We start from the raw sequence: 25,457 nt of genomic DNA on the forward strand, positions 1-25,457 counted from the left end.
CGCGAAAATCAGTACACTATAAAGGCTTAGCAGAACTATTCTGTTGCTGTTCTTTTCCATTTTTTCACAGGGATCTCATTATGGAAAATATATTTGACGCTATTCTTTTTGCTGTGCTTATTGCTGCAGGTGGTCTGGGACTCACTTCCTGGCTCATGTTGTTCGCCATTGATAAGTCAGAGCCTGCCGAAGTCAAACAACGCGCTGTTTTTGAAAACGGTTTTTTTGGTCTGGCCGGCATAGTCGTTGTACTTCTTATGTGGTACGCAATTAGCTAAACCGATATTTAAATTCAAACGGAATCAGCAGGAATTATGCAAGAACAATACAATCCGAGCAAAATCGAATCTGCCATGCAAAAACGCTGGCAGGAACAAGACGTATTTACGGCAAAGGAGCAGCCGGGCAAAGACAAGTTCTACTGCCTGTCCATGTTCCCCTACCCTAGCGGAAAGCTGCACATGGGGCATGTTCGTAATTATACTTTAGGTGATGTCATTAGCCGTCATCAGCGTATGCTCGGAAAGAATGTTATGCAACCTATGGGCTGGGATGCCTTTGGGCTACCTGCTGAAAATGCCGCTATACAAAATAAAACGGCACCGGCGAAATGGACTTATCAAAATATCGATTACATGCGCGAGCAGTTAAAAAGCTTAGGTTTTGGCTACGACTGGAACCGTGAGCTCGCGACTTGCTCGCCGGATTATTATCGCTGGGAACAATGGTTCTTCACTAAGCTTTATGAAAAAGGCCTGGTGTATAAGAAGAATGCGACGGTCAACTGGGACCCGGTAGACCAGACGGTGCTGGCCAATGAGCAAGTCATTGACGGCCGAGGCTGGCGTTCAGGCGCTAAAGTCGAGCAAAAAGAAATTCCTCAGTGGTTTATTAAAATAACCGATTACGCTGAAGAGCTGCTAGATGACTTGGATCAGCTTGATGGCTGGCCAGAGCAAGTCAAAGCTATGCAACGTAACTGGATCGGCCGCTCAGAGGGTGTCGAAATCGATTTTAAAGTCGCCTCCTCTGAACAGACTTTACGCGTTTATACCACCCGTCCGGATACACTTTATGGTGTTACCTACATGGGCGTTGCAGCACAGCATCCTTTAGCTACGGAAGCAGCTAAAACGAATCCTGAACTGGCTAAATTCATTGAAGAGTGTAAAAACAGCAAAGTTGCAGAAGCTGATATTGCCACAATGGAAAAGCTGGGTATGGACACCGGTATTAAAGCCGTTCACCCAATGACCGGCGAAGAAATTCCGGTGTGGGTCGCTAACTTTGTTTTAATGGATTACGGTTCCGGTGCCGTTATGGCCGTGCCTGCACATGACCAGCGCGACTGGGAATTTGCAACGAAATACCAGTTGGAAATTCGTCCGGTAATTGAACCTCTTAGTGGCGATAGTGACATTGAAAAAGCAGCCATTACTGAAAAAGGCACCGTTATTAACTCGGGGCCATATAACGACATGAGCTCGGCACAAGCCTTTGATGCTATTGCAACCGAACTAAAAGAGAAAGGCATTGGTGAGCGTAAAGTAAACTACCGTTTGCGCGACTGGGGGGTATCTCGTCAGCGTTACTGGGGAACTCCAATTCCAATGCTGAATCTGGAAAATGGTGAGTCTGTGCCGGTACCTGAAGAGCAGCTACCGGTTAAACTGCCCGAAGACGTGGTGATGGACGGAGTCAATTCACCGATAAAATCTGACCCCGAATGGCGTAAAACCGAATATAACGGCCAGCCAGCAGAACACGAAACCGATACCTTCGACACCTTTATGGAGTCGTCGTGGTACTACGCCCGTTACTGCAGCGCACAAACTGATGATGCCATGCTGGATCCGGAAAAAGCTAACTATTGGTTACCGGTTGATCAGTATATTGGTGGTATTGAACACGCCATTTTGCATTTGCTGTATGCCCGTTTCTTCCATAAGTTACTGCGCGATACTGGCTTAGTGGAATCTGACGAGCCATTCAAACGCCTGCTGTGTCAGGGCATGGTGCTGGCAGACAGCTATTACCGCGAAGATGAAAAAGGCGGTAAGCAATGGGTATCGCCTCTTGAGGTCGATATTGAGCGCGACGACAAGGGTGCCATTGCCGGCGCTAAACATAAGCAAGACGGCCAGCCGGTTAATATCGGCGGCATGAGCAAAATGTCAAAGTCTAAAAATAACGGTATTGACCCGCAAACCATGGTTGAACGCTATGGCGCGGATACCGTACGGTTATTTATGATGTTTGCCGCACCACCGGAAATGACGCTGGAGTGGTCAGATTCTGGTGTTGAAGGTGCGCAACGCTTTTTACGCCGTCTATGGAAACTGACTTACGACTTAAATAACGCCGGCGGCGCTTGTTCAGGTCAAAGCTTAAATGCAAACCAAAAGCAGCTGCGTCGCGAGTTGCATAAAACCATCGCTAAAGTCAGCGATGACATGGGACGCCGCCAGCACTTTAATACAGCAATAGCAGCCATTATGGAGCTGCTCAACCACTTACAAAAAGCGCCATTGGAAAGCGAAGCGGACCGTCAGGTATTAGCTGAGTCTATCGATGCGATGGTTCGTATGCTTGCGCCTATCACACCGCATATCTGTGAGCAATTATGGCAGGAGCTGGGGCATCAGGAGCCGCTGTCTTTCGCTGACTGGCCGGCCGTTGACGAAAGTGCGTTGGTTGAAGACGAAAAACTGATTGTGGTGCAAATTAATGGCAAGGTTCGAGCCAAATTAACCGTACCGGCCGACGCTTCCGCGGAACAAGTTGAGCAAATTGCTTTTGATGAAGAAGCTGTACAAAAGCATACTGAGGGCAAAGACGTTCGTAAGAAAATCTACGTGCCCGGAAAAATTCTCAATATTGTTGTTGGATAACCTATGCGCGTTACCTTAAACCTTGTACTCACCCTGCTGCTGATAGCCACTCTTAACGGGTGTGGCTTTCAGCTGCGTGGAAACTACCAGCTACCGGAAACGTTGCAGGCGGTTTCTCTGCAAAGCCATGTTTCAAAAGAATTAAGTGAGCATATGGAGCAGCGCTTTATTCATTCGGGGATCCAGGTATCTAAAGCGGAACAGCCTGTTGTTGTTCGGCTTCTTTCAGATAAGTTAGAGCGAAGAACATTGTCGTTGTTTGAAAGTGGCCAGGTTGCAGAATACGAGCTTTTGTATCAGGTCAATTATCAGTTGTTCAACAACGAAAAACTGCTACTTGAGCGAACGGTTGAAGTCGCGCGGGACTATCAGGACGACCCTAACTTTGTATTGGCTAAAACCCGCGAACGGGAAATGCTGGTCGATGAAATGAGAGCCGAAGCGTCACGCCTTATTTTGCAACAAATCATATCCGAAATGTCGGAATCGAATTCCTAGCCAATGCAAACTATCTACCCTGAAAAGCTCGAACACTTCCTGCAACAGAATGGGATCCCCCCTGTCCTGCTAGTGTTTGGTGATGACCTTTTACTCAGGAACGACGCGCTGGCTAGTATTCGAAAAAGCTTAGCCAGTGATGACCTCGAGCGGGTGCATTGGTTACAAAGTAAAGACTTCGACTGGCAGCAACTGTCTGCAGGTGAGCAGTCAATGAGCCTGTTTGGCAATATGCGGCTGGTTGAGCTGGAATTGCCCGAAAACAAACCCGGTCGGGACGGTTCTGCCGCATTGACCGAATACGCAAAGAATCAGGCCGACAGCGAAATTCTGGTTGTTATTGGCGACCGGTTAAAAAAAGAGACCCAAAACAGTCGCTGGTTTAAAGCACTGGCAGAACGCGGTCCGCTGGTTCGCACCCAAAGCCCGGATAAGTCACAGTTGCCCGCCTTTATTCACCAGCGTGCTCAGCGTTATCAACTCACTCTCGCCGCGGGTGTCCCGGAAAAGTTATCAGACTGGTTTGAAGGAAATTTACTTGCTCTGGATCAGGAACTCAGTAAATGGCAATTGCTGAGCAACGATGGTGTCATTACGGAAGACTTTCTGAAAAGCTCCATTGATGATGTCAGCCGCTTTAGTGTGTTTGCGCTGCAGGAAAGTATTCAGCAGCAAGATTTCGAAGGTGCGTTGCATCGCCTCGAGCGCTTACTGGACGAAGAAAATGACTTTCACAGGCTTATCTGGATTTTGCAGCGCGAAGTACAATTGCTAACAGCGTTGCAAAAAGCTAAGCAGACACAAACCGATACAAACGCGCTTTTCCGTCAATTTATGATTTGGCCTAATCAGCAACCGGGGTATCACCAGCGCGCAAATCAATTGAGCCAGCAAACTCTATTGAGTGCACAGCAACTCATTGAGAGAATAGAAGCGGCGCTTAAGCTCGATAGCGGCGAATCTCCTCTTACATTGACAACACATCTACTCAGTTTACTTTGCTGCAATAATGCCAACGCCATTAATGACGGACTTTCGGTATTTAACCACGGCATTGAACCGAACGAAAAATTTATTCAGCTATGATACGCGCAATTTTTGGCGGCACCTTCGATCCTATTCATAACGGGCACCTGCAAACGGCAGCCGCTCTGGTGAAAGAGCTCGGTATTTCAACTTTAGCATTAATGCCAAGCGCGGTGCCGCCGCATCGTCCACAACCGGATGCCAGTCCTGAGCAGCGGTTAGACATGGTTAATCTTGCGTCTCAATACCACAAGGCTTTCACTGTCGAGGACTGGGAATTAAGACAGGACAGACCGTCCTTTACTGCCAATACATTAAGTGAATTTAAAACTCAGTTCCCTGATGACACCCTACTCTTTGTAATGGGGATGGATTCATTAATGAGTCTTCACCGCTGGCATCATTGGCGCCAGCTTATTGAGTGTGCTCACCTTGTTGTTATGCCAAGAGCAGGATCTCCTTTTAACCCTAAAAACGACGAGCTCAAAGAGTTTATTTCAGTCCATCTGACCCGCAATAAAAACGCCTTGAATACACAAAGCCAGGGGCTGCTTTATATTGCAGAAACTCCAATGGTCGATGTTTCCGCCACTGAACTGCGGAAACAACTTCAGCAGCGTGAAAAAAACCTGCCACTACCTTCCAATGTTTATAACTATATAAGACAACATCAGCTGTATTTGTAACTGAACACTTTTCCTAATTTCTGTTAAACTTCGGGTTTTAATCCTTAAATCGGAGAAAATCTTTTGCAGGCAGAAGAATTGCGTGAATTTGTCATTGATAAAATCGATGATCTTAAAGGTCGTGACGTTCAAATTTTAGATGTTCATGATAAAACCGACGTTGTTGACTACATGATCATTTGCTCTGGCAGCTCGAAAACGCATGTAAGAAGCATTGCTGAACATGTAGCGACAGAAGCAAAGCATGCTGGCACGCCGCCTATTGGCGTAGAAGGTGGAGAACAGTCGGAGTGGGTTTTAGTTGACCTTGGTGATGTTGTTATACATGTTATGCAAGACAGTATTCGCGACTTCTATCAATTAGAAAAACTCTGGGGCTAGTCAGTGCAAATTCAATTACTCGCCGTTGGCACCAAAATGCCCACGTGGGTTACTGAAGGCTTCAACGAATATAAAAAACGGTTCCCGGCGGATTGTAAGCTAGCGCTGCATGAAATAGCGGCTCAAAAGCGAACACGCAAAGCAGACTTAAACCGCGTTATGCAACAAGAAGGCAAATCGCTGCTGCAAGCAATACCCAAAGGGAACCGAATTGTCACTTTAGAAGTCAAAGGTCAGGCTTGGGACACCCCCAAACTTGCTCAGCAATTAGAAAAGTGGCAAATGGACGGTAGAGATGTCACTCTGTTAATTGGTGGGCCCGAAGGGCTTTCTGATGAATGCCTGGCAGCAGCAGAGCAGCGATGGTCTTTGTCCAAATTAACATTGCCCCATCCAGTAGTGAGGTTAATTGTCGCAGAAAGTCTTTACCGGGCATGGAGCCTGAATAACAATCATCCGTACCATAGAGAATAAGAATAATAATGCGTCACCGCACCCACATACGTGATCATGACTCCGAAGCGGCCGTTTTTGGGCGACGTGTACTCGTTGCTATGGTGATTGTTGTAGCTGCTTTTATTGCTCTGGCGTCAAACATGTATCACCTACAGGTGAGTGAACATAACGAGCTTCAGACGCGCTCTAACGATAACCGGATCAAATTACTCCCTCTGGCGCCGAATCGTGGCTTAATTTACGACCGCAACGGTGTTTTATTAGCAGAAAACACACCAATTTACAGTCTGGATGTTACCCCGGAAGAAATCGATAATCTTGAGCAGACCCTAAGTCAACTTCAGCAGTTACTCGACTTTCCTGACAGCACTATTGAGCGCTTCTACCGGAATCTAAAAAATCAGCGGCGTTTTAATAATGTGCCCTTGCTCGATGAATTGAATGAAAAACAGCTGGCAGTTTTTGCGGCGCATCAACATAAGTACCCAGGCATAAGCATCGAAGCTCGTTTGATACGAAACTACCCTCACAAAGAGTTATTAACACACGCAGTTGGCTATGTCGCCAAGATCAACCCAAGAGACGTCGAGAGCCTGCGTGAAAGTGGCGAACTACCTAATTACGCCGCCAGCAGGACGATAGGAAAGCTCGGTATAGAAAAATACTACGAGAAAGATCTCCATGGCGAAGTCGGCTATCAGAGTGTTGAGGTAAATAACCGAGGGCGTGCAGTCAGAACATTGAGTATTGAAGCACCTAAGCCGGGTCAGGACATCGTTCTGGAGCTGGATCTTGAATTACAGAGAAAAGCTGCGGAGTTACTAGGTGAGCAACGCGGCTCTATTATATTAATGGATGCCACCACCGGTGGGATACTGGCTATGGTCAGCACGCCCAGCTACGATCCAAATTGGTTCGTCAATGGCATTTCGGTTAAGCAGTATCAATCGTTGTTGAATTCGACTCAGAGTCCGTTGCTTAACCGCGTAACTCAAGGGGCTTATCCTCCGGCATCAACCATCAAACCTCAAATCGGTTTGCTCGGATTAGAAGAAGGCACCATTGACGAAGATACTCGCATATGGGACCCCGGCTGGTTTGAAATAAAAGGCGTGGACCGACGCTACCGCGACTGGCTGGCCTGGGGACACGGCTGGGTCGATGTAGAAAGAGCCATTACTGAAAGCTGTGATACATTTTATTACGATTTAGCCCTTAAGCTCGGCGTCGATAAGATATCCAGTTTTATGGCTGAGTTTGGTTTTGGCGAAAGAACAGGCATCGATATTCACGAAGAAGTCTCTGCATTAATGCCATCTCGTGGTTGGAAAAGAGCGCGTTTCGGTCAGCCCTGGTATGCGGGCGAAACTCTTTCTGTCGGTATTGGTCAGAGTTACTGGACGGCAACACCTATGCAACTAGCCGTTGCAACGGCCATGGTTGCAAATAAAGGCGAGCACCTTATTCCCAGGCTGCTTCGCGGTAAAATACAAGACGGTGTATTTGAAGAAGCTTTAATCGCCCACCGGGAAAAATTGACCTTATCCGATAGCAGCAACTGGGAAGTTATCACTAAAGGGATGCGTAACGTCAACATGTCACCCAAAGGTACAGCGCATAGGGCGTTTAAAGACGCGCCCTACTCGTCGGCAGGCAAAACCGGAACAGCTCAGGTCAGAAGCCTCGGACAGGAAGAGGAATATAATGCAGAAGATATCGCCGAGCGCTATCGCGATAATGCGATGTACGTGGGTTACGCTCCGGCAGAGGATCCTGAAGTTGTTGTTGTGGTAGCAATAGAAAACTCTCTTGGGGGCGGCGGAAGTGTCGCCGCACCGGTAGCAAGAAAAATATTAGACGTCTGGCACACCCGATTTAACAATGGCAAAAAACAGCAGGAAGAAACAAATGCTGACAACTGAAGAACGCCAAAGAAGTCCGCTACTGAAAAAACTGCATATTGATGGGCCACTGCTGATTCCTTTGGTCCTGCTCTCAGTTCTTAGTCTATTTGTTATTTACAGCGCTGCCGGGCAGGATCTGGAGGTCGTAGAAAGGCAGTCGATACGTATTGGGTTATCGTTTGTTGTACTTTTTGTGGTTGCACAAATTCCACCACGTGCCCTGTCACGCTTTGCGGTGCCAGCCTTTGGTGCCGGGGTTCTGCTGCTAGTGGCCGTACTTGTTTTCGGTGAAATGGGGAAAGGCGCTCAACGGTGGCTGGATATAGGCCCTTTAACCATACAGCCGTCAGAAATAATGAAACTCGCCATGCCCCTTATGCTGGCCTGGTATATGAATCAACACCCTATTCCGCCCTCCATTTATCGATTGTTTGGCGCTTTAGTGCTGGTGATTATTCCAACCTTACTCATTGCCCGACAACCCGACTTAGGGACTTCTCTGCTGGTTGCCTGCGCTGGACTTTTCGTTATATTTTTGGCTGGACTAAGCTGGAAGTTAGTTACCGCCGCGGCTATTTCTACTGCGGCTTTTACCCCTGTGCTCTGGTTTTATCTTATGCACGACTACCAGCGCCAACGAGTGCTCACTTTTTTAAACCCCGAACGTGATCCTCTCGGTTCCGGCTACCACATTATTCAGTCAAAAATTGCCATCGGTTCAGGCGGCATTGATGGCAAAGGCTGGCTTCAGGGAACTCAGTCTCAACTGGAGTTTTTACCGGAGCGTCATACCGACTTTATTTTTTCTGTTTTTAGTGAGGAATTTGGCCTTACCGGAGTTATCCTTTTGCTTGCATTATATGGCTTCATTATTTTACGAGGCCTAATTATTGCTCTGCAAACCCAGGATATCTTTTGTAAGTTATTGGCCGGTTCATTAACACTCACCTTCTTTGTTTATGTCTTTGTAAATATTGGTATGGTTTCAGGACTATTGCCAGTGGTTGGGGTACCATTACCTTTAATCAGTTATGGTGGCACGTCGATGGTGACACTTATGGCCGGCTTCGGCATGCTCATGTCCATTGCGACCCATCATCGCTTAGTTATGAAAAATGGCTAAAAAAACAGGGAAACTATATGCGCACCTTATTAGGATTAGCGTTGCTAACCGCAACAAGCAGCTTACCTGCATATGCTCAGGAGCAAAGCCCTGAGATTGAAAAGTTTATTCAACAGCAAGTTGAGCAGCACAAACTAGACGAAGAGCAAGTTCGCCAATGGCTCTCGACAGCTCGGAAAAACGACGAGGTTCTTGAAGCCATTCAGCGTCCATGGGAAGCCAAGCCCTGGTATCAATACTACCCAATTTTCTTAACTGAAAAACGCTTAGAAGCGGGCGTTAAGTTCTGGAAAAAACATAAAGAAACGCTGGAACGTGCAGAAGCTGAATACGGCGTACCTGCTCAAATCATAGTTGCAATCATTGGCGTCGAAACCTTTTATGGCAATTATATGGGGAAATATTCCGTTCTGGATTCACTCTACACTTTAGGCTTTCATTACCCTCCCCGTTCAAGTTTCTTCCGTTCCGAACTTAGCGAATTCTTTCAGTTAGCATCTGAAGAAGGTTGGGACGTAGCCGAAGCAAAAGGTTCCTACGCCGGTGCTATGGGTTTCGGTCAGTTTATTTCCTCCAGCTATCGGCATTACGCGGTGGACTTTGACAACGACGGACAAAGAGACATTTTGACGAATCCGGTCGATGCTATCGGCAGTGTGGCTAATTATTTTGCAGAACATAAATGGCAGCAAGGCCAACCTGTAGCACAGCCTCTTGGTAATGAACAAGACTGGAAAGCGTTAGTCAGCGACGGTATGAAACCCAATACCACGCGTTCCGAAATTAAGCGTAAAGGCTATGAACTTCCGCAGCATAAGGCGGTTAATAATGGTACCGAGGTCAGAGTATTTGAGTTTGAAACAGAAAACGCTCATGAATACTGGCTGGGATACGACAACTTCTATGTGATTACCCGGTATAACCACAGTCCACTTTACGCGATGGCTGTCTACCAGTTTAGCGAGCAACTGAAAAATGAAGTGCAGTAATTTATCCACCTTAATGCTGAGCGTGTTTTTGCTCAGTAGTTGCTCCAGCGGTCCCTCCGGCCGATACTCTCAGCATGAAGACAGTGCTCCGACTCGTTTACCTACTGAGTCGGAGTTACGCAGTGCCGTTCCCGTACATGAGCCTATCAGTCCTCAGGGGAATCGGGACTATCGGGTCTTAGGCAATAATTATGAGGTAATGGACAGTGCGGTAGGGTATGTCGAGGAAGGTTATGCCTCCTGGTATGGAAATAAATTTCATGGGCATCTGACTTCGAATGGTGAATATTATGATATGTACAGTATGTCAGCGGCTCATACCCGGTTACCTCTGCCTACTTATGTAAAAGTCACTAACTTGAACAACGACCGTACCGTCACTGTTAGAGTAAATGATCGCGGGCCATTCCATCCTGAACGTATTATCGACTTGTCATTTGCGGCGGCTTATAAGTTGGGTATGTTGGATAGTGGTACAGCCCCGGTTAGAGTTGAAGCCATTAATTTAAAAACGCCAATGCGAGTCGAAGATCAGTCTGCCCCGGGAAGCCAATCGAATTATCATATTCAATTGGTGGCTTCATCAGATATTAACCGTTTATCGCAGTTAAAACGCAACCTGCCGCCCAAGTTCCAGGAAATTGCAACTACAGAGAAAACGGATGGTCTACATAAATTAATGCTGGGTCCGGTTTCAGAACAGAAAAGCTACGATTTACTCGAGCAAATACGATCTTCCGGATACCCTCAAGCTTTTCGCGTAAAGGCGGCGCAAAGTCAGACGGATACTCCTGACGCTGTGCAACAAAACTGATATAATTCGGCCTCTTTACGCATTTGATTCACTTTTTGACCGATAAGATAAAGATAATCCCAATGAAAAAAATTTGTCACCTTTTTACTGCCGTAACCCTATTATTCAGCTCAGCAAGCTTCGCCGCTCAGTCATTAGTTCCCGATGCGCCGTCGGTTAATGCGAAAGCCTATATTCTTATCGATCACACTACTGGCAAAGTGTTAGCAGAAAATAATTCCCGTGAAAGCCTGCCCCCGGCCAGCCTGACCAAAATGATGACCAGCTATATTATTGGTAAAGAAATGCTAGCTGGCCGCATTAGCGAGAAGGATATTGTTACTGTAAGCGAAAATGCCTGGGCCAAAAACTTCCCTGAGTCATCCAAAATGTTTATCGAAGTTGGCAAAGAGGTCAGTGTTAAAGAGTTAAACCGTGGCATCATTATTTCCTCTGGTAACGACGCCTGTGTTGCAATGGCTGAACATATTGCGGGAAGCGAAGACGCTTTCGCTGGGTTAATGAATAATTATGCTGAACAAATAGGCATGAAGGACAGTCACTTTGCGAACAGTCACGGGCTGCCTGATTCTGAGCAATACGTCTCCGCCCGTGATATGGCCACGTTAGCAAGTGCTTTAATAAATGAGACTCCTGACGAATATAAACTCTACTCAGAAAAGTCTTTTACCTACAATAATATTAAGCAATACAATCGCAACTCATTGCTATGGGATCGGAGCTTGAACGTCGATGGCATTAAAACCGGCCATACTAATGAAGCGGGTTATAGCTTGGTTTCTTCCGCCGTTGAAGACGGAACCCGATTAATTGCTGTGGTTATGGGAACTAACAGTGAACAAGCGCGTAAAGTTGAAAGCAAAAAACTGCTTAACTACGGATTCCGTTATTTCGAAACCGTAAAAGCATATTCTGCCGGCGAAAGCTTCATTTCCCAACGTATTTGGGGTGGAGATTTAGATGAAGTCGAGCTGGGTATTAGTGAAGATGTCGTTATCACCTTACCTAAAGGTCAACGTGATAAATTAAAAGCTAACTTTGAGCTTGATGAGCAGCTACAGGCACCGCTTTCCAAAGGTCAGCATGTAGGCACAGTTTACCTTCAGCTAAATGGCGAAGATGTAGCTTCATTTCCGCTGGTAACCTTACAAGCTGTCGAAGAAGGTGGATTCTTCAAGAAGATGATGGACTATATAAAACAGCAGTTTACTGAAGAATAAAGGTTTAGATAGATGCAAAAAACTCGTTTTGACGAACTGGTCGATTTCCCCTGTCACTTTACTTTTAAAGTGATGGGGGTTGCTAGTGACAGCCTTCCTGATCAGGTTGTGGAAGTTTTACAAGAGCATGCTCCGGGCGACTACAGTCCTTCCGTAAAGCCCAGCAGCAAAGGCAACTACCACTCAATTTCTGTTGCTGTGCGTGTCGAAAGCCAGCAGCATATCGAAATATTGTATCGTTCACTCTCAGATATCGAGGACGTTCGCTACGTTCTGTAGCGGCAGGACTAGCCGTTGTTGCTGACAAACGTTATAATGGCGGCATGAACGATACCCTAATTATCCGTGAATTGGGCAGGCAGCCATACGAACCCGTATGGCATGCTATGCAAGAATTCACTGACCAACGCGACGAACATACTGCCGACGAGCTGTGGGTGGTCGAGCACGATCCCGTATTCACTCAAGGACAGGCGGGAAAAGCTGAGCATATTCTCGCTCCGGGTGATATTCCGGTTATCCAGGTCGACAGAGGCGGACAGGTTACCTATCACGGTCCGGGTCAGCTCGTTATTTATTTCCTTCTTAATATCCGTCGTCTTAATTATGGTGTCCGTCAACTCGTTAACCACATTGAAAACACCGTCATTGAAACCCTTTCCGACTACGAAATTGATGCCAAAGCGCGTCGAGACGCTCCTGGAGTTTATGTCGATACAGATAAAATTTGCTCTCTGGGACTGCGTATTCGTAAAGGCTGTTCTTTCCACGGATTGGCCTTGAACGTCAATATGGATATGGAACCTTTTTCCCGAATAAACCCTTGTGGTCTTTCGGGCATAAAAATGATTCAAACTAAGGATCTCAATGGTCCTGATAGCTTTAGTGAAGCGGCTGATGCAGTGATAAAACACTTTACCAGCTCTCTTTCCTACAGCAACATTCTTCAACAAACGGGACTCGCTCAAGATTATGTCAAAGCCAGTTAGAGTTGAACCTGGTGTCAAAATGCGTGACGCCGATAAAATGGCACTGATACCAGTACAAATTATTCCCACCGAACGCGATCAGATGTTGCGTAAGCCGTCGTGGCTGAAGGTGAAGTTACCTTCTTCAACTGAGCGTATTGATGAAATTAAGCAAGCAATGCGCAGCCATGGTTTGCACTCTGTTTGTGAGGAAGCATCCTGTCCAAATTTACCGGAATGTTTTAATCACGGTACAGCCAGTTTTATGATCCTGGGCGACATTTGTACACGTCGTTGCCCATTCTGTGACGTTGCTCACGGTCGCCCTCTTCCTCCCGATCCGGAAGAAGCTGAAAAGCTGGGCAAAACCATCCGCGACATGAAAGTGAAGTATGTCGTAATTACATCGGTTGACCGTGATGATTTACGCGACGGCGGTGCTCAGCACTTTGCGGACTGTATTCGTGAAATTCGTGAGCACAGTGAGAACAACATTCAGGTAGAAGTGCTGGTACCGGATTTTCGTGGTCGTATGCAGGTTGCGATCGATATTCTCAAAGGCGAGGCGCCTGACGTATTTAACCACAACCTTGAGACCGTGCCACGCCTGTATAAGGCAGCTCGTCCTGGTGCAAATTACCAGTGGTCTTTAGACTTGCTGCAAAAATACAAAGAAGTTCGGCCGGATATCCGGACTAAGTCGGGACTTATGGTCGGCCTTGGCGAAACCAAAGAAGAAATACTGGAAGTCATGAAAGATCTTCGTGCGCACGATGTCGACATGTTGACTATCGGACAGTATTTGCAGCCTAGCCGCCACCATATTCCGGTAGCACGCTACGTGCACCCCGACGAGTTTGAAGAGCTGCGTGTTGCTGGTGTTGAAATGGGCTTTAGCCACATTGCCAGTGGGCCACTCGTACGCTCGTCTTATCATGCTGATTTACAGGCAGCAGGCGAAACCGTACGTTAATTAAGGAATAGTGACCGTGAGCCTTTTATTGTGGTGTTTACTCATTGCCGGAGTCTTGCCAATTTTGGCTAAGGCACCTGTGGTTTACTTTCAGAACCGCGATAACGGTTATGACAATAAACACCCCAGAGCTCAACAGCAACGGTTACTTGGGCGTGGAGCCCGGGCCGTTGCCGGTCACTATAATGCCTATGAAGCTTTCCCATTATTTGCCGCAGCAGTATTGGCAGCCCTAGCAACTTCTCAGATCACCGACCGAATTGAATTTTTAAGCATTTCTTTTATTGTACTTAGAGTGCTCTATCACATTGCTTATTTAAGCAACTATGACAAACTTCGTTCACTTATTTGGTTTCTGGCAACACTCTGCCCAGTGCTAATTCTGGCGCAAGTCGCTATTAGCGTCTAAATCAAAAGCGTTAGTTTTTTGCTCCAGCAATCTTAAGTAGAGTTCTGGCCATAGTTTGGTGTCGTGACGCTCCATAGCGGTTCTAGTATTAACAGGGCGCCATGCTTGTCTGTCATCTATAGCGTTACAGGTATCCGCTTTAAAAAGGCCGACAACGGCTTCCCCAGAGCTCCCTAAACGCCACTTCCCTTGCTTCTTAATCGCAATATCTTGCCAGGAACTCAGTTCATCTTTCCACGGTAGCCTTTTATAAATCGCTTTAATTTTCCGTGCCGAATACTCGTTATGAGCTTCTGTCACAATAATATTCAAGCTGTCATGGTCGTAGTAGCCATAACAGAAATTTTGAGCAAGTGCGTCTGACATTTCGTATTCATCAGCGAACCCCATCCAGTGTCCTAGCTCATGTTGAATAACCGCTTCTGAACTGTCAGCCGTTAAAGTCAGTGTCTGACTATTGGCACTGGCAATGCCTTCTTCGGCTAATATTACCTGCCTATCAAAACTTTTTTCAAAATGACAATTTGCCCGTTTTCTCTGTGTATCGGTTACACAAGATAAGTTTTCGTCCAAAGTAAAGCTAACGCACCAATTCTGAGTATCAAAAGGTGTATTTTTTACCGCGGACAAAAAGTTAAGATAGCGTCGCTTTTCGCCAGAGTCAGCAGCAACAACATTGATTTCCATATTGCATTGCGCGCTAGGCTTATAGCGTTCAATCAGTCCAAACTGACTCTGTAACCAGGAGTCTTTCGAGTTTACCCAGCGATGCACCCATTCGTGCATAGAAATGTTCTGATCGGCTAGCTCAGCGGTAGCCACCTGCCTTTGAGCCACAGGGTCGCCAGCATCAGCAGCCAGAGCAAGCCAAGCGTCACTTGTCGCTGGAAATTCGTTAATTAAACTTTCTATGGCTGGAAAGTAATGCTGCTTTGCCGACCGCTGCCACCAATAATAAGCAGCGGTACGATTATTCAGTGCCCAGTGGTGATTCGCCAGTTGATGTTGTGCCTTGGCATTGCCCTGATGCGCGAGACTGCTGCGCTCTTGCTGTTGGTTATAAACCTGATGAGACCATCCAGTTAAAGCCAGCAGAAACAACACAATTAAGAGTCTGGTTTTCACTCCTTTTCTCTTTAGCGACTGAGTAAGGATTCACGAATACGGTTTAGCTCAACTGACGCATATCGGTGTTCAACAAAACCATATACATTGGTCATTAAAGCCAATTTAAAGTAGTTAACAGCCTGCAATTGCTCTCCTTCCATTTGCATGTACTTGCCAAGATAAAAATAGGCTTCACACAAACGTTCAGTCAGCTTTTCCGATTCCCCTAAGTTACGGGTCATACGTTGTAAAAACGCTTCTTCAGAAAGTTTGCCTGCATACAGTTGTACAATCTGATACCCCCAGTCGGATTTACTCAGTTTCTCAGCGTTTTGCTCAAGGCTTTTTTGTGCCAACGCGGCATCATTTTCATGTTCGGCGAGAAACAGCCAAATAACGCGGTAAGGATCATCGGGTTCTCTTTCCAGATGGTATTTTAAGTCTTCCTGAGAAAGTTTCGTTCTGGCATCATAATACTCGGCTATACCCCGGTTCAAATAGGCATAACGGTGCTCAGGGTTGAGTTCAATTGCTGAATCAAAAGCCTCATAAGCGTAATCAAACTCCTCTAGTTGCGTATATTGAATACCTAAGAAATTATACGCATCGGCCAACCTCGGGTTATATTCTAAAGCTCGGGTAAAATCCATTCTCGCAAGAGTTCTCAAGCCAACGGCGTCGTATAACGCACCGCGGCGGTAATATAGCTCTCCGCGCTGTTCCTCAGTTAAATTTTCTCTTAGCATCTGCCCTATGCGTGCCAGCTCAATCTCATAACGAAACTCTGCGCTTTCAGGCTCTGCAAGTACCACGGTATCAGGTAACTGATTAAATGAACTTTGCGAGGCACACCCCGTCATGACGCCTAATAACAACAAAGCTCCCATGAACCTAACACTTCTGCGCTCTTGCATAATTTTATCCTTAAATATACATTCGCCCCTATTACAGCACACTCAACGCCATTCAGGCAAAAAGCAGATATAAAAAAACCCCGTTCACACGGGGTTTTTAACAAAGCTGAGAAAATCTTTACGATTACTCTTCGCTTTTGTTTTCTTCTTCAGCTGCTGGCTCTGCCGGCGCTTCAGGTGCTGGTTCTTCTTTTTTCTCAGCCGCTTCTTTCATGCTTAAACGTACGCGACCCTGACGGTCAATTTCCAGTACTTTAACCGGAACAACATCACCAACTTTCAGGTATTCATTTACGTCGTTAACACGTTCTTCTGCAATTTGAGAAATGTGAACTAAGCCATCTTTACCGGGCAGAACAGTAACAAAGGCACCAAAGTCTACGATACGTGCTACTTTACCCTGGTAAATTTTGCCAACTTCAACGTTAGCCGTTAGCTGTTTGATTTTCTCAATAGCGGCGTCAGCATCAGCCTGGTCGCTGGCTGCAACTTTGATAGTACCATCATCACCAATCTCAATGTTGGTATTAGTTGACTCAGTCAGCTCGCGAATAACCGCTCCGCCTTTACCGATAACGTCTTTGATCTTGTCCTGATCAATTTTGATGGTGGTAAAGCGAGGTGCATAAGTAGACAGTTCTTCACGGTGACCGCCAATAGCTTCGTCCATCACTTTCAGAATGTGTAAGCGAGCTGATTTAGCCTGCGCTAAGGCACTTTCCATGATGTCGCGAGTAATGCCGTCAATTTTAATGTCCATTTGCAGCGCAGTAATACCATCAGTGTTACCCGCTACTTTAAAGTCCATATCACCTAAGTGATCTTCATCACCAAGAATATCAGACAGAACAACATGCTTGTCGCCTTCTTTAACCAAGCCCATAGCAATACCCGCTACAGAAGACTTGATTGGTACACCTGCATCCATCAACGCCAGTGAAGAACCACAAACTGAGGCCATAGAGCTTGAACCGTTTGATTCAGTAATTTCTGACACCACACGAATGGTGTATGGGAACTCGTCGTGGCTAGGCATAACCGCCTGAATACCCCGTTTAGCCAAACGACCATGACCAATTTCACGACGTTTTGGCGAACCAACCATACCCGTTTCACCAACACAGTATGGAGGGAAGTTATAATGCAGCATGAAGCGATTCGTGTTCATACCGGTCAGCTCATCAATCATCTGAGCATCACGATCGGTACCTAAAGTCGCAGTTACCAACGCCTGAGTCTCACCACGGGTAAACAATGCTGAACCGTGAGTACGCGGTAATACACCAGTAGCCACACTAATAGCACGAACCATGTCAGGGTCGCGGCCATCAATACGCTTTTCACCGGCAATAATACGGCTACGGACAATGTCACTTTCCAGGTCATGGAAAATTTTGCCAGATTCTTCTAAATCGACATTTTCATCTTCAGCAGTCAGCTTCTCGACCATCTGCTCTTTAACCTGGTCAAGCTTACCTTTACGTTCTGCTTTGTCGGTAGTGCGGTAGGCTTCGCCAATACCTTGCTCTGCCAATTCACGAATTTTGGTCTGTAAGCTTTCATCTTTTGCAGGTGCCTGCCAATCCCACTTCTCTTTGCCTGCTTCTGCAGTAAATTCAGTAATGGCTTTAATAACGTCCTGCATTGCTTCGTGACCGTACATAACGGCACCAAGCATTTGGTCTTCAGACAGCAATTGAGCTTCTGATTCAACCATTAAGACAGCTTTATCAGTACCGGCAACCACTAGGTCCAGTTTCGAGTTTTCTAACTCATCTGCGGTTGGGTTTAAAACGTATTCATCGTTCACGACACCAACACGAGCTGCACCGATTGGGCCTGCGAAAGGAACACCAGAAATAGACAGCGCTGCTGAAGTACCAATTAAGGCAACAATATCAGGATTAATTTGAGGGTTTACAGAAACAACAGTTGCAACAACTTGCACTTCGTTCATGAAACCATCAGGGAATAATGGGCGAATTGGACGGTCGATTAAACGACAAGTCAGAGTTTCATTTTCGCTTGGACGGCCTTCACGCTTAAAGAAGCCACCTGGAATTTTACCGGCTGCGTAAGTTTTCTCTTGGTAATTTACCGTTAATGGAAAAAAGTTTTGCCCTTCGCGAGCTTCTTTTTTCGCAACCACAGTGACCAGGACTGTTGTGTCATCGATGCTGGCAAGCACAGAAGCAGTCGCCTGACGTGCTATTACGCCAGTTTCTAAAGTGACTGTGTGCTGACCGTACTGAAATTGTTTAGTTATTGGATTCACGTTGCTTTCCTTTACCTTCAAAATATAGAGTATCCGGATTGATACTCGTCTTCTCTCTTTATTTATCTCATCGCATAGTATAGGGGAATTGTGACGAAATTAAGACCCATAAGCCTAAAAAAGAATACAAAAAAAGGGCCTGAAGGCCCTTTTAATTTTATTCTTTTCAGAACGTTTGTCTTAGCGACGGATGCCAAGACGTTCTACGATAGCTACGTAACGTTTTTCGTCTTTACGCTTCAGGTAATCAAGAAGCTTACGACGACGGCTAACCATACGTAGCAGACCACGACGTGAGTGGTGATCTTTCTTATGTTCTTTAAAGTGGTCTTGTAATTCAGCCAGGTTTTTAGTTAAAAGCGCAACTTGCACTTCAGGAGAACCGGTATCGTTCTCGCCTTGGCCAAATTCTTTTAAAATCTCAGCTTTCTGTTCAACAGTTAGTGACATGCTAACTCCTAAGTTTTGTCAAAATGATCGACGCCAATCACTAATTCAGCATCGATATGAAGGCGGCGATTATACTCGTCAGCCGCCGTAAAAACAACTATAAATCCACATGCTCCCGCGCAATAACCCGACGCGGCCATAATTCCGCATTTTTCACCCGTGCAACACCAAGAAATAGCGAGTTTTCTGTGGCAACGCGCCATTCTTCTGCGTCATTTCCATTTTGCTCAGGTAAAGGAATGGGCTGTCCATGCAAAAAGTCGCGAGTTTGCGCTTGAGTCACTGTTACCTCTGGCAATTGTCCCAGTAGCAAATCAGCCGGATGCAATAACGCATCGAGACCTTCATAGCCCTCTTCTGCTAACGTTTCCAGTTGTTCCAGGGTCACCATAGCCGCTTCAGCTATGTCGGCTACTGCATTACGATGTAGCATGGATACGTGAGCACCACAGCCTAGTAACTGACCCAGGTCATCAACTAAAGTACGAATATAAGTACCTTTGCTGCAACTCACTTGCAGGGTCACTTTATTGTCCTGAATATTCAGCAGTTCGATAGAGTGGACGGTGATTGTCCGCGTTTTTTTCGGTACTTCAATGCCTTGGCGCGCATAATAATATAATGGACGGCCTTCGTGCTTCAGTGCCGAATAAATAGAGGGAGACTGATCCTGTTCACCAATAAACTGCTTTATTGCATCGGCAACCTTAGCGGTATCAACTGCAACAGGCTTTTCCTCTACCACTTCACCTTCGGCGTCACTGGTGGTTGTTCTTACCCCCAGCGTAGCTTCAACCCGGTAGGCTTTATCGGCATCCAGCAGATATTGCGAAAACTTCGTCGCCTCTCCCAGACAAACTGGCAGAATACCGGTTGCCAGAGGATCCAGCGCACCAGTATGACCCGCTTTTTGTGCATTATACAGGCGCTTAACACGCTGCAGGGCATGGTTTGAACTCATGCCCTGCGGTTTATTCAATAATACTACGCCCGTGAGAGCACGGCCTTTGCGTAGACGAGCTTTAGACATTAATCGTCTCCGCTGTTTTCGCTGCTTTTCTTATCTCGTTCACGAGCTTCTGCAACCAATTTGCCCATACGAATCCCTTCATTTAAAGAAGCGTCGTGCTGAAACTTTAGTTGCGGAACAATGCGTGCTTTGATGCGCTTACCCAATAAAGATCGAATGAAGCCTGAGGCTTCATTCAATACTTTTAACGCCTGCTTAGTTTGCTCAGGGTCATCCTGGAAAAAGGTAACAAACACTTTGGCATAAGCTAAGTCACGAGAAACTTCCACGTCGGATACTGTGACCATGCTAACGCGAGGATCTTTTATCTCACGTTGCAGGATCATAGCGATTTCTCGTTGTAGCTGATGCCGTACCCTTTCGGTACGGCTAAACTCTTGAGCCATAAATTCCTGTGTCCTTGATTACAGCGTACGTTCAATCTGAATGGTTTCGAAGACTTCAATTTGGTCGCCTTCTTTGACATCGTTGTAGTTCTTAACACCGATACCACATTCCATGCCGTTACGAACTTCCTGAACGTCGTCTTTAAAGCGACGTAAAGATTCTAGTTCGCCTTCGTAGATAACAACGTTATCACGCAATACGCGAATTGGAGCAGAACGCTTCACCACACCTTCAGTTACCATACAACCAGCAATGGCACCAATCTTAGGTGATTTAAAGACATCACGAACTTCGGCTAAACCAATAATCTGCTGTTTAAACTCGGGCTGCAGCATACCGCTCATTGCCGCTTTAACTTCGTCAATTAAGTCGTAAATAACGCTGTAATAGCGTAAGTCGACACTTTCCTGTTCAACCAGTTTTCTGGCTGCAGCTTCAGCACGAACGTTAAAACCAACAACAATGGCATTTGAGGCACTGGCCAGAGAAATATCGGTTTCGGTGATACCACCAACGCCGCTACCGATGATGTTCACTTTTACTTCATCAGTTGACAGTTTGGTTAAGGCATCAGAAATCGCTTCCAGTGACCCTTGTACGTCAGACTTAAGTACAATATTAAGCTCAGCAACATCACCTTCGGCCATGTCCGCAAACATGTTTTCCAGTTTCGCTTTCTGTTGCTTGGCTAATTTCACATCACGGTATTTACCCTGACGATAGTTAGCTACTTCACGCGCTTTACGCTCGTCTCTGACAACCGTTGCTTCGTCGCCTGCCTGAGGAACACCGGACAGACCCAGTATTTCTACAGGAATAGATGGGCCCGCTTCTTTAATTTCTTTACCGGTTTCATCGCGCATCGCACGAATACGACCGTATTCAAGACCACAAAGTACAACATCGCCCTGCTTCAGCAGACCGCGCTGAACCAATACCGTTGCTACCGGGCCGCGGCCTCGATCCAGGCGTGATTCAACCACAATACCTGAGGCCATACCGGTTTTCTCTGCACGTAAATCCAATACTTCAGATTGCAGCAAAATAGCTTCTAACAGCTCATCAATGCCTTCACCGGTGTGCGCTGACAATGGAATGAACTGAACATCGCCACCCCAGTCTTCAGGAATAACTTCCAACTGCGACAACTCGTTCTTCACACGGTCTGGGTCAGCGCCTTCTTTATCCATTTTGTTGATAGCAACAACCAGAGGAACGCCAGCAGCTTTTGCGTGCTGAACCGCTTCTTTGGTTTGCGGCATAACACCATCATCCGCAGCGACTACCAGGATAACAACGTCTGTTGCGCCTGCACCACGTGCACGCATAGAAGTAAAGGCGGCGTGTCCCGGAGTATCCAGGAAAGTCACCATGCCATGACCCGTTTCAACGTGGTATGCACCGATGTGCTGAGTAATACCACCCGCTTCGCCTGATGCAACTTTGGCTTTACGAATGTAATCCAGCAACGATGTTTTACCATGGTCAACGTGACCCATAACAGTAACGACTGGTGCACGAGGTGCCTCTTCTCCGCCTTCCTGGCGGTCAGAAAGCACTTCTTCTTCCAGCGCATTATCTTTCACCAACGCAGGTTTATGACCCAGCTCTTCAACCACTAAAGCGGCTGTGTCTTGATCAAGAATCTGGTTAATGGTGACCATCTCGCCCATTTTCATCATGGTCTTGATAAGGTCACTGGCTTTAACCGCCATACGGTTAGCAAGTTCACCAACGGTAATGGTCTCACCAATTTTCACATCACGTTCAACTGGCTGAGCTGGTTTATTAAAGCCCTGTTGCAGCGACGAGCCGCGACGAGCACCTTTACGACGCTTCTCGCGGCGTGGAGTATCATCGCTTTCTTCATCTTTACGACGACGCTTTTTACCGCGTTTGCGGCTTTTACGTTCTTCGTCAAAATCTTGTGCGTCTTCAGCTTCTTGCGCAGTAGATGACGTTGTAAAATGCACGTCTTCTTTTTCTTGCTGTTTACGTTTCTGCTCTTCTTCTTCCCAGCGTTTTGCGTTTTCTTCCGCCAGTTTACGAGCTTCTTCCGCTTGCGCTTCCGCTTCTTTTTCCGCTTTTTTACGAGCTTCTTCTTCCTGTTGACGCTTCAGTTTTTCAGCATCGGCTTTCGCTTTGTCTGCCGCTTCACGCTCTTCAGGTGTCATGGCAGCACGTTTTTCAGCTTCTGCTTTTTGACGCTCTTTCTCTTTTTCTTTGCGCAGCTTTTCTTTTTCAGCTTTTTCTTTCTCAGCTTTTTCGCGTTCTGCTTTAGCCTTGGCTTCCGCTTCTTTACGCTGCTGTTCTTCTTCGCGCTGTTTTTCTTCTTCGCGAAGCTTCGCTTCTTCCGCTTCTTTCTCTTGCGCTAAGCGTTCTTGTTCTTCACGTTCCTGTTCTTCGCTTGCTGAACGTTTCACGTAAGTACGCTTTTTACGCACTTCTACCTGAACGGATTTAGAGTCTCTTCCGCCACCAACGCTTAACGTACTTTTTGTTTTGCGCTTTAAAGTCATTTTGCTGGGTTCAGAGCTGCCGCCACCGCCGTGCTGACGATTCAAGTGAGCCAGTAATTTCTGTTTCTCTTCTTCGTTAACAGAATCACCCGCTTTCTTGGTCATGCCCGCTTCAGCGAACTGCTGAACCAGACGATCAACTGTTGTACCGACATCTGTGGCCAGCTTATCGAGCGTTACTTCTTCCATAGTCTGTTGTACCTCCGCTGATCGTTCTACTGTTCTTCATTGAACCAGCAAATATTGCGAGCTTTCATAATTAAATCGCCAGCCTGCTGTTCATTTAATTCTTCAATATCGGCTAAGTCGTCAACACCCTGTTCCGCTAACTCTTCCAGAGTTGTCACGCCTTTGCTGGCTAATACATAAGCCAGGTGACGCTCCATTCCTTCAAGGTTCAACAGTGTGTCATCTGGTTCAGCCGATTCCAGAGATTCTTCGGTAGCCAGAGCTTTCGTGGTTAAATAAGCACGTGCTCTGCTACGCAATTCTTCTACGATATCTTCGTCCATCCCTTCAATATCAAGGAATTCTGCAACCGGGACATAAGCCACTTCTTCAAGTGAAGAGAAGCCTTCATCAACCAGTACATTGGCAAAATCTTCATCGATATCTAAAGTCGATACGAACAAGTTCAATAGACGCTGAGTTTCAGCTTCATTTTTTTCGTTGAACTCGTCTTCGGTCATAACATTCAGTGTCCAGCCGGTTAGCTGACTGGCCAGGCGAACGTTCTGTCCACCTTTACCAATAGCTTGAGCCAGGTTATCTGCCGCAACCGCAATATCCATAGTATGTGCATCTTCATCCACAACTATAGACGCTACTTCAGCAGGCGCCATCGCGTTAATGACGTACTGTGCCGGGTTATCATCCCAAAGCACAATGTCTACGCGCTCGCCACCAAGCTCACCGGATACCGCCTGAACTCGTGCACCGCGCATACCAACGCAAGCCCCAACAGGGTCTATACGCTTATCGTTACTCTTAACCGCAATTTTAGCACGCGAACCCGGGTCTCGGGCAGCACCGCGTAGCTCAATCATCTCTTCGCCTATTTCAGGCACCTCGATACGGAACAATTCCAACAAGAAGTTAGGATTGGTTCTGCTTACAAATAATTGTGCACCACGAGCTTCTGGACGAACGTCATAGAGCAAACCGCGAATGCGATCACCTGGACGCACAGATTCACGCGGTAACATTTCGTCACGATAAATAATCGCTTCCGCGTTATTACCTAAATCCAGAATAACGTGCTCCCGATTCGCACGCTTAACAATACCGCTGACCATTTCACCCACTTGCTCACGGTATTCATCAACAACCTGAGCTCGTTCGGCTTCACGTACTTTTTGTACGATAACTTGTTTTGCAGTCTGGGTCGTAATACGGTCGAACTGTATCGAATCGATTTGCTCTTCTACGTAGTCACCGGCCTGTACCGATGGATCTTCGTATTGCGCTGCCGACAAGCTTATTTCACGGTAAGGATGTTCTAATCCAGAATCCGTGTCTTCAACGACTAACCAACGACGGAATGTATCAAATTCGCCAGTGGTACGATCGATATCAATACGAACTTCAATATCGCCGTCGTACTTCTTTTTGGTCGCATGAGCCAATGCTGACTCTAACGCTTCAAATATTTTTTCGCGTGGTACTGCTTTTTCGTTTGAAACCGCTTCTGCGACTAACAGTATTTCTTTACTCATGAGTGCTGCCTCGCCAACGCAATCTTTTAATCAAATGCCGGAACCAGGTGAGCGTTTTTCACATCACGCATATTCACCTGAAGAGTATCGTTATCAACGGCAAGGGTCAGTTCTTCACCCTCAACCGCAATCAATTCTGCCTTAAATTTTCTTTTGTTTTTTTGCGCCGCTACTAACTCAAAAGCAACGGTTTCATTTATATAAGGCTGCATTTGTTGGGCATTAAAAAACGGTCTTTCCATTCCCGGAGAGGACACTTCCAGGTTGTATTCAACATTAATAGGGTCTTCAACATCCAGTAGTGAACTGACCTGATAACTCACGTCTGCACAGTTATCCACGCTGATACCTTCCGGATGATCGATATATACCCGTAATGTTGAAAACTTACCGGCGCGAATAAACTCTACGCCCCACAATTCAAACTCCAGCGCTTCTACCGCTGGGCGAATTATATCGGTTAACCGTTCTTGCAAATTTGCCAATTACTGCCTCCTGAAACAAAAAAAGGGCGCAAGCGCCCAGTGTTCTGGCTATCCTAAGATAGCTAAGGCCGCATAGCAAAAAGCCCCGAGCTGCTGCGGGGCTTTCTGAACACTGGACCCTTTGTCAGTTATTTTAGCAAAAGCGACGCCTTAATGCGAAACGCTGCTACTAAAATTGGTTGCGGGGGCAGGATTTGAACCTACGACCTTCGGGTTATGAGCCCGACGAGCTACCAG

General features: G+C 46.4%; 25 protein-coding genes and 1 tRNA gene (1 of these 26 running past the window's edge). 16 read left to right on the forward strand and 10 right to left on the reverse strand.

What is annotated here, in order from left to right; translation table 11 throughout:
- The first annotated feature begins 80 nt into the window (after positions 1-80).
- The 16 genes from B2U97_RS01840 to B2U97_RS01915 all read left to right on the forward strand — a co-directional run bounded on the left by B2U97_RS01840 (position 81) and on the right by B2U97_RS01915 (position 14,338).
- A complete protein-coding gene (locus tag B2U97_RS01840) occupies positions 81-278 on the forward strand; it encodes a hypothetical protein (protein WP_011234197.1) in 198 nt (65 codons plus the stop codon).
- A gap of 36 nt (positions 279-314) precedes the next feature.
- A complete protein-coding gene (gene leuS, locus B2U97_RS01845; protein ID WP_273025377.1) occupies positions 315-2,891 on the forward strand; it encodes a leucine--tRNA ligase in 2,577 nt (858 codons plus the stop codon).
- Positions 2,892-2,894: 3 nt separating this feature from the next.
- Positions 2,895-3,389 carry an LPS assembly lipoprotein LptE gene (gene lptE / locus B2U97_RS01850; protein ID WP_011234199.1) on the forward strand — a complete coding sequence of 165 codons (495 nt, stop codon included), beginning with the start codon at positions 2,895-2,897 and terminating at the stop codon, positions 3,387-3,389.
- A 3-nt stretch (positions 3,390-3,392) separates the two neighbouring features.
- Entirely contained in the window at positions 3,393-4,475 is a 1,083-nt protein-coding gene (gene holA, locus B2U97_RS01855) for a DNA polymerase III subunit delta (protein WP_153848989.1), read from the forward strand.
- The gene (nadD, locus tag B2U97_RS01860; RefSeq protein WP_272991036.1) at positions 4,472-5,101 is read left to right on the forward strand and encodes a nicotinate-nucleotide adenylyltransferase; all 630 of its coding nucleotides are present in this window, start codon (positions 4,472-4,474) and stop codon (positions 5,099-5,101) included. Before holA ends, nadD begins: the two co-directional genes overlap by 4 nt.
- Before the next feature lie 63 nt (positions 5,102-5,164).
- Entirely contained in the window at positions 5,165-5,482 is a 318-nt protein-coding gene (rsfS, locus tag B2U97_RS01865) for a ribosome silencing factor (RefSeq protein WP_011234202.1), read from the forward strand.
- Between the two features lie 3 nt (positions 5,483-5,485).
- On the forward strand, positions 5,486-5,956 hold the full coding sequence (gene rlmH / locus B2U97_RS01870; RefSeq protein WP_272991035.1) for a 23S rRNA (pseudouridine(1915)-N(3))-methyltransferase RlmH: 471 nt from the start codon (positions 5,486-5,488) through the stop codon (positions 5,954-5,956).
- 8 nt (positions 5,957-5,964) lie between these two features.
- The gene (gene mrdA, locus B2U97_RS01875; protein ID WP_011234204.1) at positions 5,965-7,860 is read left to right on the forward strand and encodes a penicillin-binding protein 2; all 1,896 of its coding nucleotides are present in this window, start codon (positions 5,965-5,967) and stop codon (positions 7,858-7,860) included.
- Positions 7,847-8,965: a rod shape-determining protein RodA gene (gene rodA / locus B2U97_RS01880; RefSeq protein WP_011234205.1), complete on the forward strand. Its 1,119-nt coding sequence runs from the start codon at positions 7,847-7,849 to the stop codon at positions 8,963-8,965. Before mrdA ends, rodA begins: the two co-directional genes overlap by 14 nt.
- 17 nt (positions 8,966-8,982) lie before the next feature.
- Positions 8,983-9,954 (forward strand): lytic murein transglycosylase B, encoded by a 972-nt coding sequence (mltB, locus tag B2U97_RS01885; protein ID WP_011234206.1) that lies wholly within the window; start codon positions 8,983-8,985, stop codon positions 9,952-9,954.
- Complete coding sequence (locus B2U97_RS01890; protein WP_011234207.1) at positions 9,941-10,768, forward strand: septal ring lytic transglycosylase RlpA family protein; 828 nt, start codon at positions 9,941-9,943, stop codon at positions 10,766-10,768. Before mltB ends, B2U97_RS01890 begins: the two co-directional genes overlap by 14 nt.
- A gap of 62 nt (positions 10,769-10,830) precedes the next feature.
- Positions 10,831-11,988 (forward strand): D-alanyl-D-alanine carboxypeptidase family protein, encoded by a 1,158-nt coding sequence (locus B2U97_RS01895; RefSeq protein WP_011234208.1) that lies wholly within the window; start codon positions 10,831-10,833, stop codon positions 11,986-11,988.
- 12 nt (positions 11,989-12,000) lie between these two features.
- A complete protein-coding gene (gene ybeD / locus B2U97_RS01900; protein ID WP_011234209.1) occupies positions 12,001-12,267 on the forward strand; it encodes a DUF493 family protein YbeD in 267 nt (88 codons plus the stop codon).
- Positions 12,268-12,311: 44 nt separating this feature from the next.
- The gene (gene lipB / locus B2U97_RS01905; RefSeq protein ID WP_011234210.1) at positions 12,312-12,977 is read left to right on the forward strand and encodes a lipoyl(octanoyl) transferase LipB; all 666 of its coding nucleotides are present in this window, start codon (positions 12,312-12,314) and stop codon (positions 12,975-12,977) included.
- Positions 12,961-13,929: a lipoyl synthase gene (gene lipA, locus B2U97_RS01910; RefSeq protein WP_016341310.1), complete on the forward strand. Its 969-nt coding sequence runs from the start codon at positions 12,961-12,963 to the stop codon at positions 13,927-13,929. The genes lipB and lipA overlap by 17 nt, the downstream gene beginning before the upstream one ends.
- 16 nt (positions 13,930-13,945) lie before the next feature.
- Positions 13,946-14,338 (forward strand): MAPEG family protein, encoded by a 393-nt coding sequence (locus B2U97_RS01915; RefSeq protein ID WP_011234212.1) that lies wholly within the window; start codon positions 13,946-13,948, stop codon positions 14,336-14,338.
- Here B2U97_RS01915 and B2U97_RS01920 read toward each other — a convergent pair.
- The 10 genes from B2U97_RS01920 to B2U97_RS01965 form a co-directional block, all read right to left on the reverse strand.
- Positions 14,306-15,463: a hypothetical protein gene (locus B2U97_RS01920; protein ID WP_011234213.1), complete on the reverse strand. Its 1,158-nt coding sequence runs from the start codon at positions 15,461-15,463 to the stop codon at positions 14,306-14,308. The two genes, B2U97_RS01915 and B2U97_RS01920, sit on opposite strands and share 33 nt — an antisense overlap.
- 11 nt (positions 15,464-15,474) lie before the next feature.
- Complete coding sequence (gene nlpI, locus B2U97_RS01925; RefSeq protein WP_011234214.1) at positions 15,475-16,359, reverse strand: lipoprotein NlpI; 885 nt, start codon at positions 16,357-16,359, stop codon at positions 15,475-15,477.
- 124 nt (positions 16,360-16,483) lie between these two features.
- Positions 16,484-18,634, reverse strand: coding sequence for a polyribonucleotide nucleotidyltransferase (gene pnp, locus B2U97_RS01930; RefSeq protein WP_011234215.1), 2,151 nt, complete (start codon positions 18,632-18,634; stop codon positions 16,484-16,486).
- 180 nt (positions 18,635-18,814) lie between these two features.
- The gene (gene rpsO / locus B2U97_RS01935; RefSeq protein WP_011234216.1) at positions 18,815-19,084 is read right to left on the reverse strand and encodes a 30S ribosomal protein S15; all 270 of its coding nucleotides are present in this window, start codon (positions 19,082-19,084) and stop codon (positions 18,815-18,817) included.
- A gap of 97 nt (positions 19,085-19,181) precedes the next feature.
- Complete coding sequence (gene truB / locus B2U97_RS01940) at positions 19,182-20,114, reverse strand: tRNA pseudouridine(55) synthase TruB (protein WP_011234217.1); 933 nt, start codon at positions 20,112-20,114, stop codon at positions 19,182-19,184.
- Positions 20,114-20,500 carry a 30S ribosome-binding factor RbfA gene (gene rbfA, locus B2U97_RS01945; protein WP_273025158.1) on the reverse strand — a complete coding sequence of 129 codons (387 nt, stop codon included), beginning with the start codon at positions 20,498-20,500 and terminating at the stop codon, positions 20,114-20,116. Before rbfA ends, truB begins: the two co-directional genes overlap by 1 nt.
- A gap of 18 nt (positions 20,501-20,518) precedes the next feature.
- Positions 20,519-23,209 carry a translation initiation factor IF-2 gene (gene infB / locus B2U97_RS01950; protein ID WP_011234219.1) on the reverse strand — a complete coding sequence of 897 codons (2,691 nt, stop codon included), beginning with the start codon at positions 23,207-23,209 and terminating at the stop codon, positions 20,519-20,521.
- A gap of 26 nt (positions 23,210-23,235) precedes the next feature.
- Complete coding sequence (gene nusA / locus B2U97_RS01955; protein WP_011234220.1) at positions 23,236-24,735, reverse strand: transcription termination factor NusA; 1,500 nt, start codon at positions 24,733-24,735, stop codon at positions 23,236-23,238.
- Between the two features lie 26 nt (positions 24,736-24,761).
- Positions 24,762-25,220, reverse strand: coding sequence for a ribosome maturation factor RimP (rimP, locus tag B2U97_RS01960; protein ID WP_011234221.1), 459 nt, complete (start codon positions 25,218-25,220; stop codon positions 24,762-24,764).
- A 176-nt stretch (positions 25,221-25,396) separates the two neighbouring features.
- A tRNA-Met gene (locus B2U97_RS01965) sits at positions 25,397-25,457 on the reverse strand; it runs 112 nt beyond the window's last position.

This window comes from Idiomarina sp. UBA3176 (assembly GCF_002364295.1).
Lineage (GTDB): Bacteria > Pseudomonadota > Gammaproteobacteria > Enterobacterales > Alteromonadaceae > Idiomarina > Idiomarina loihiensis.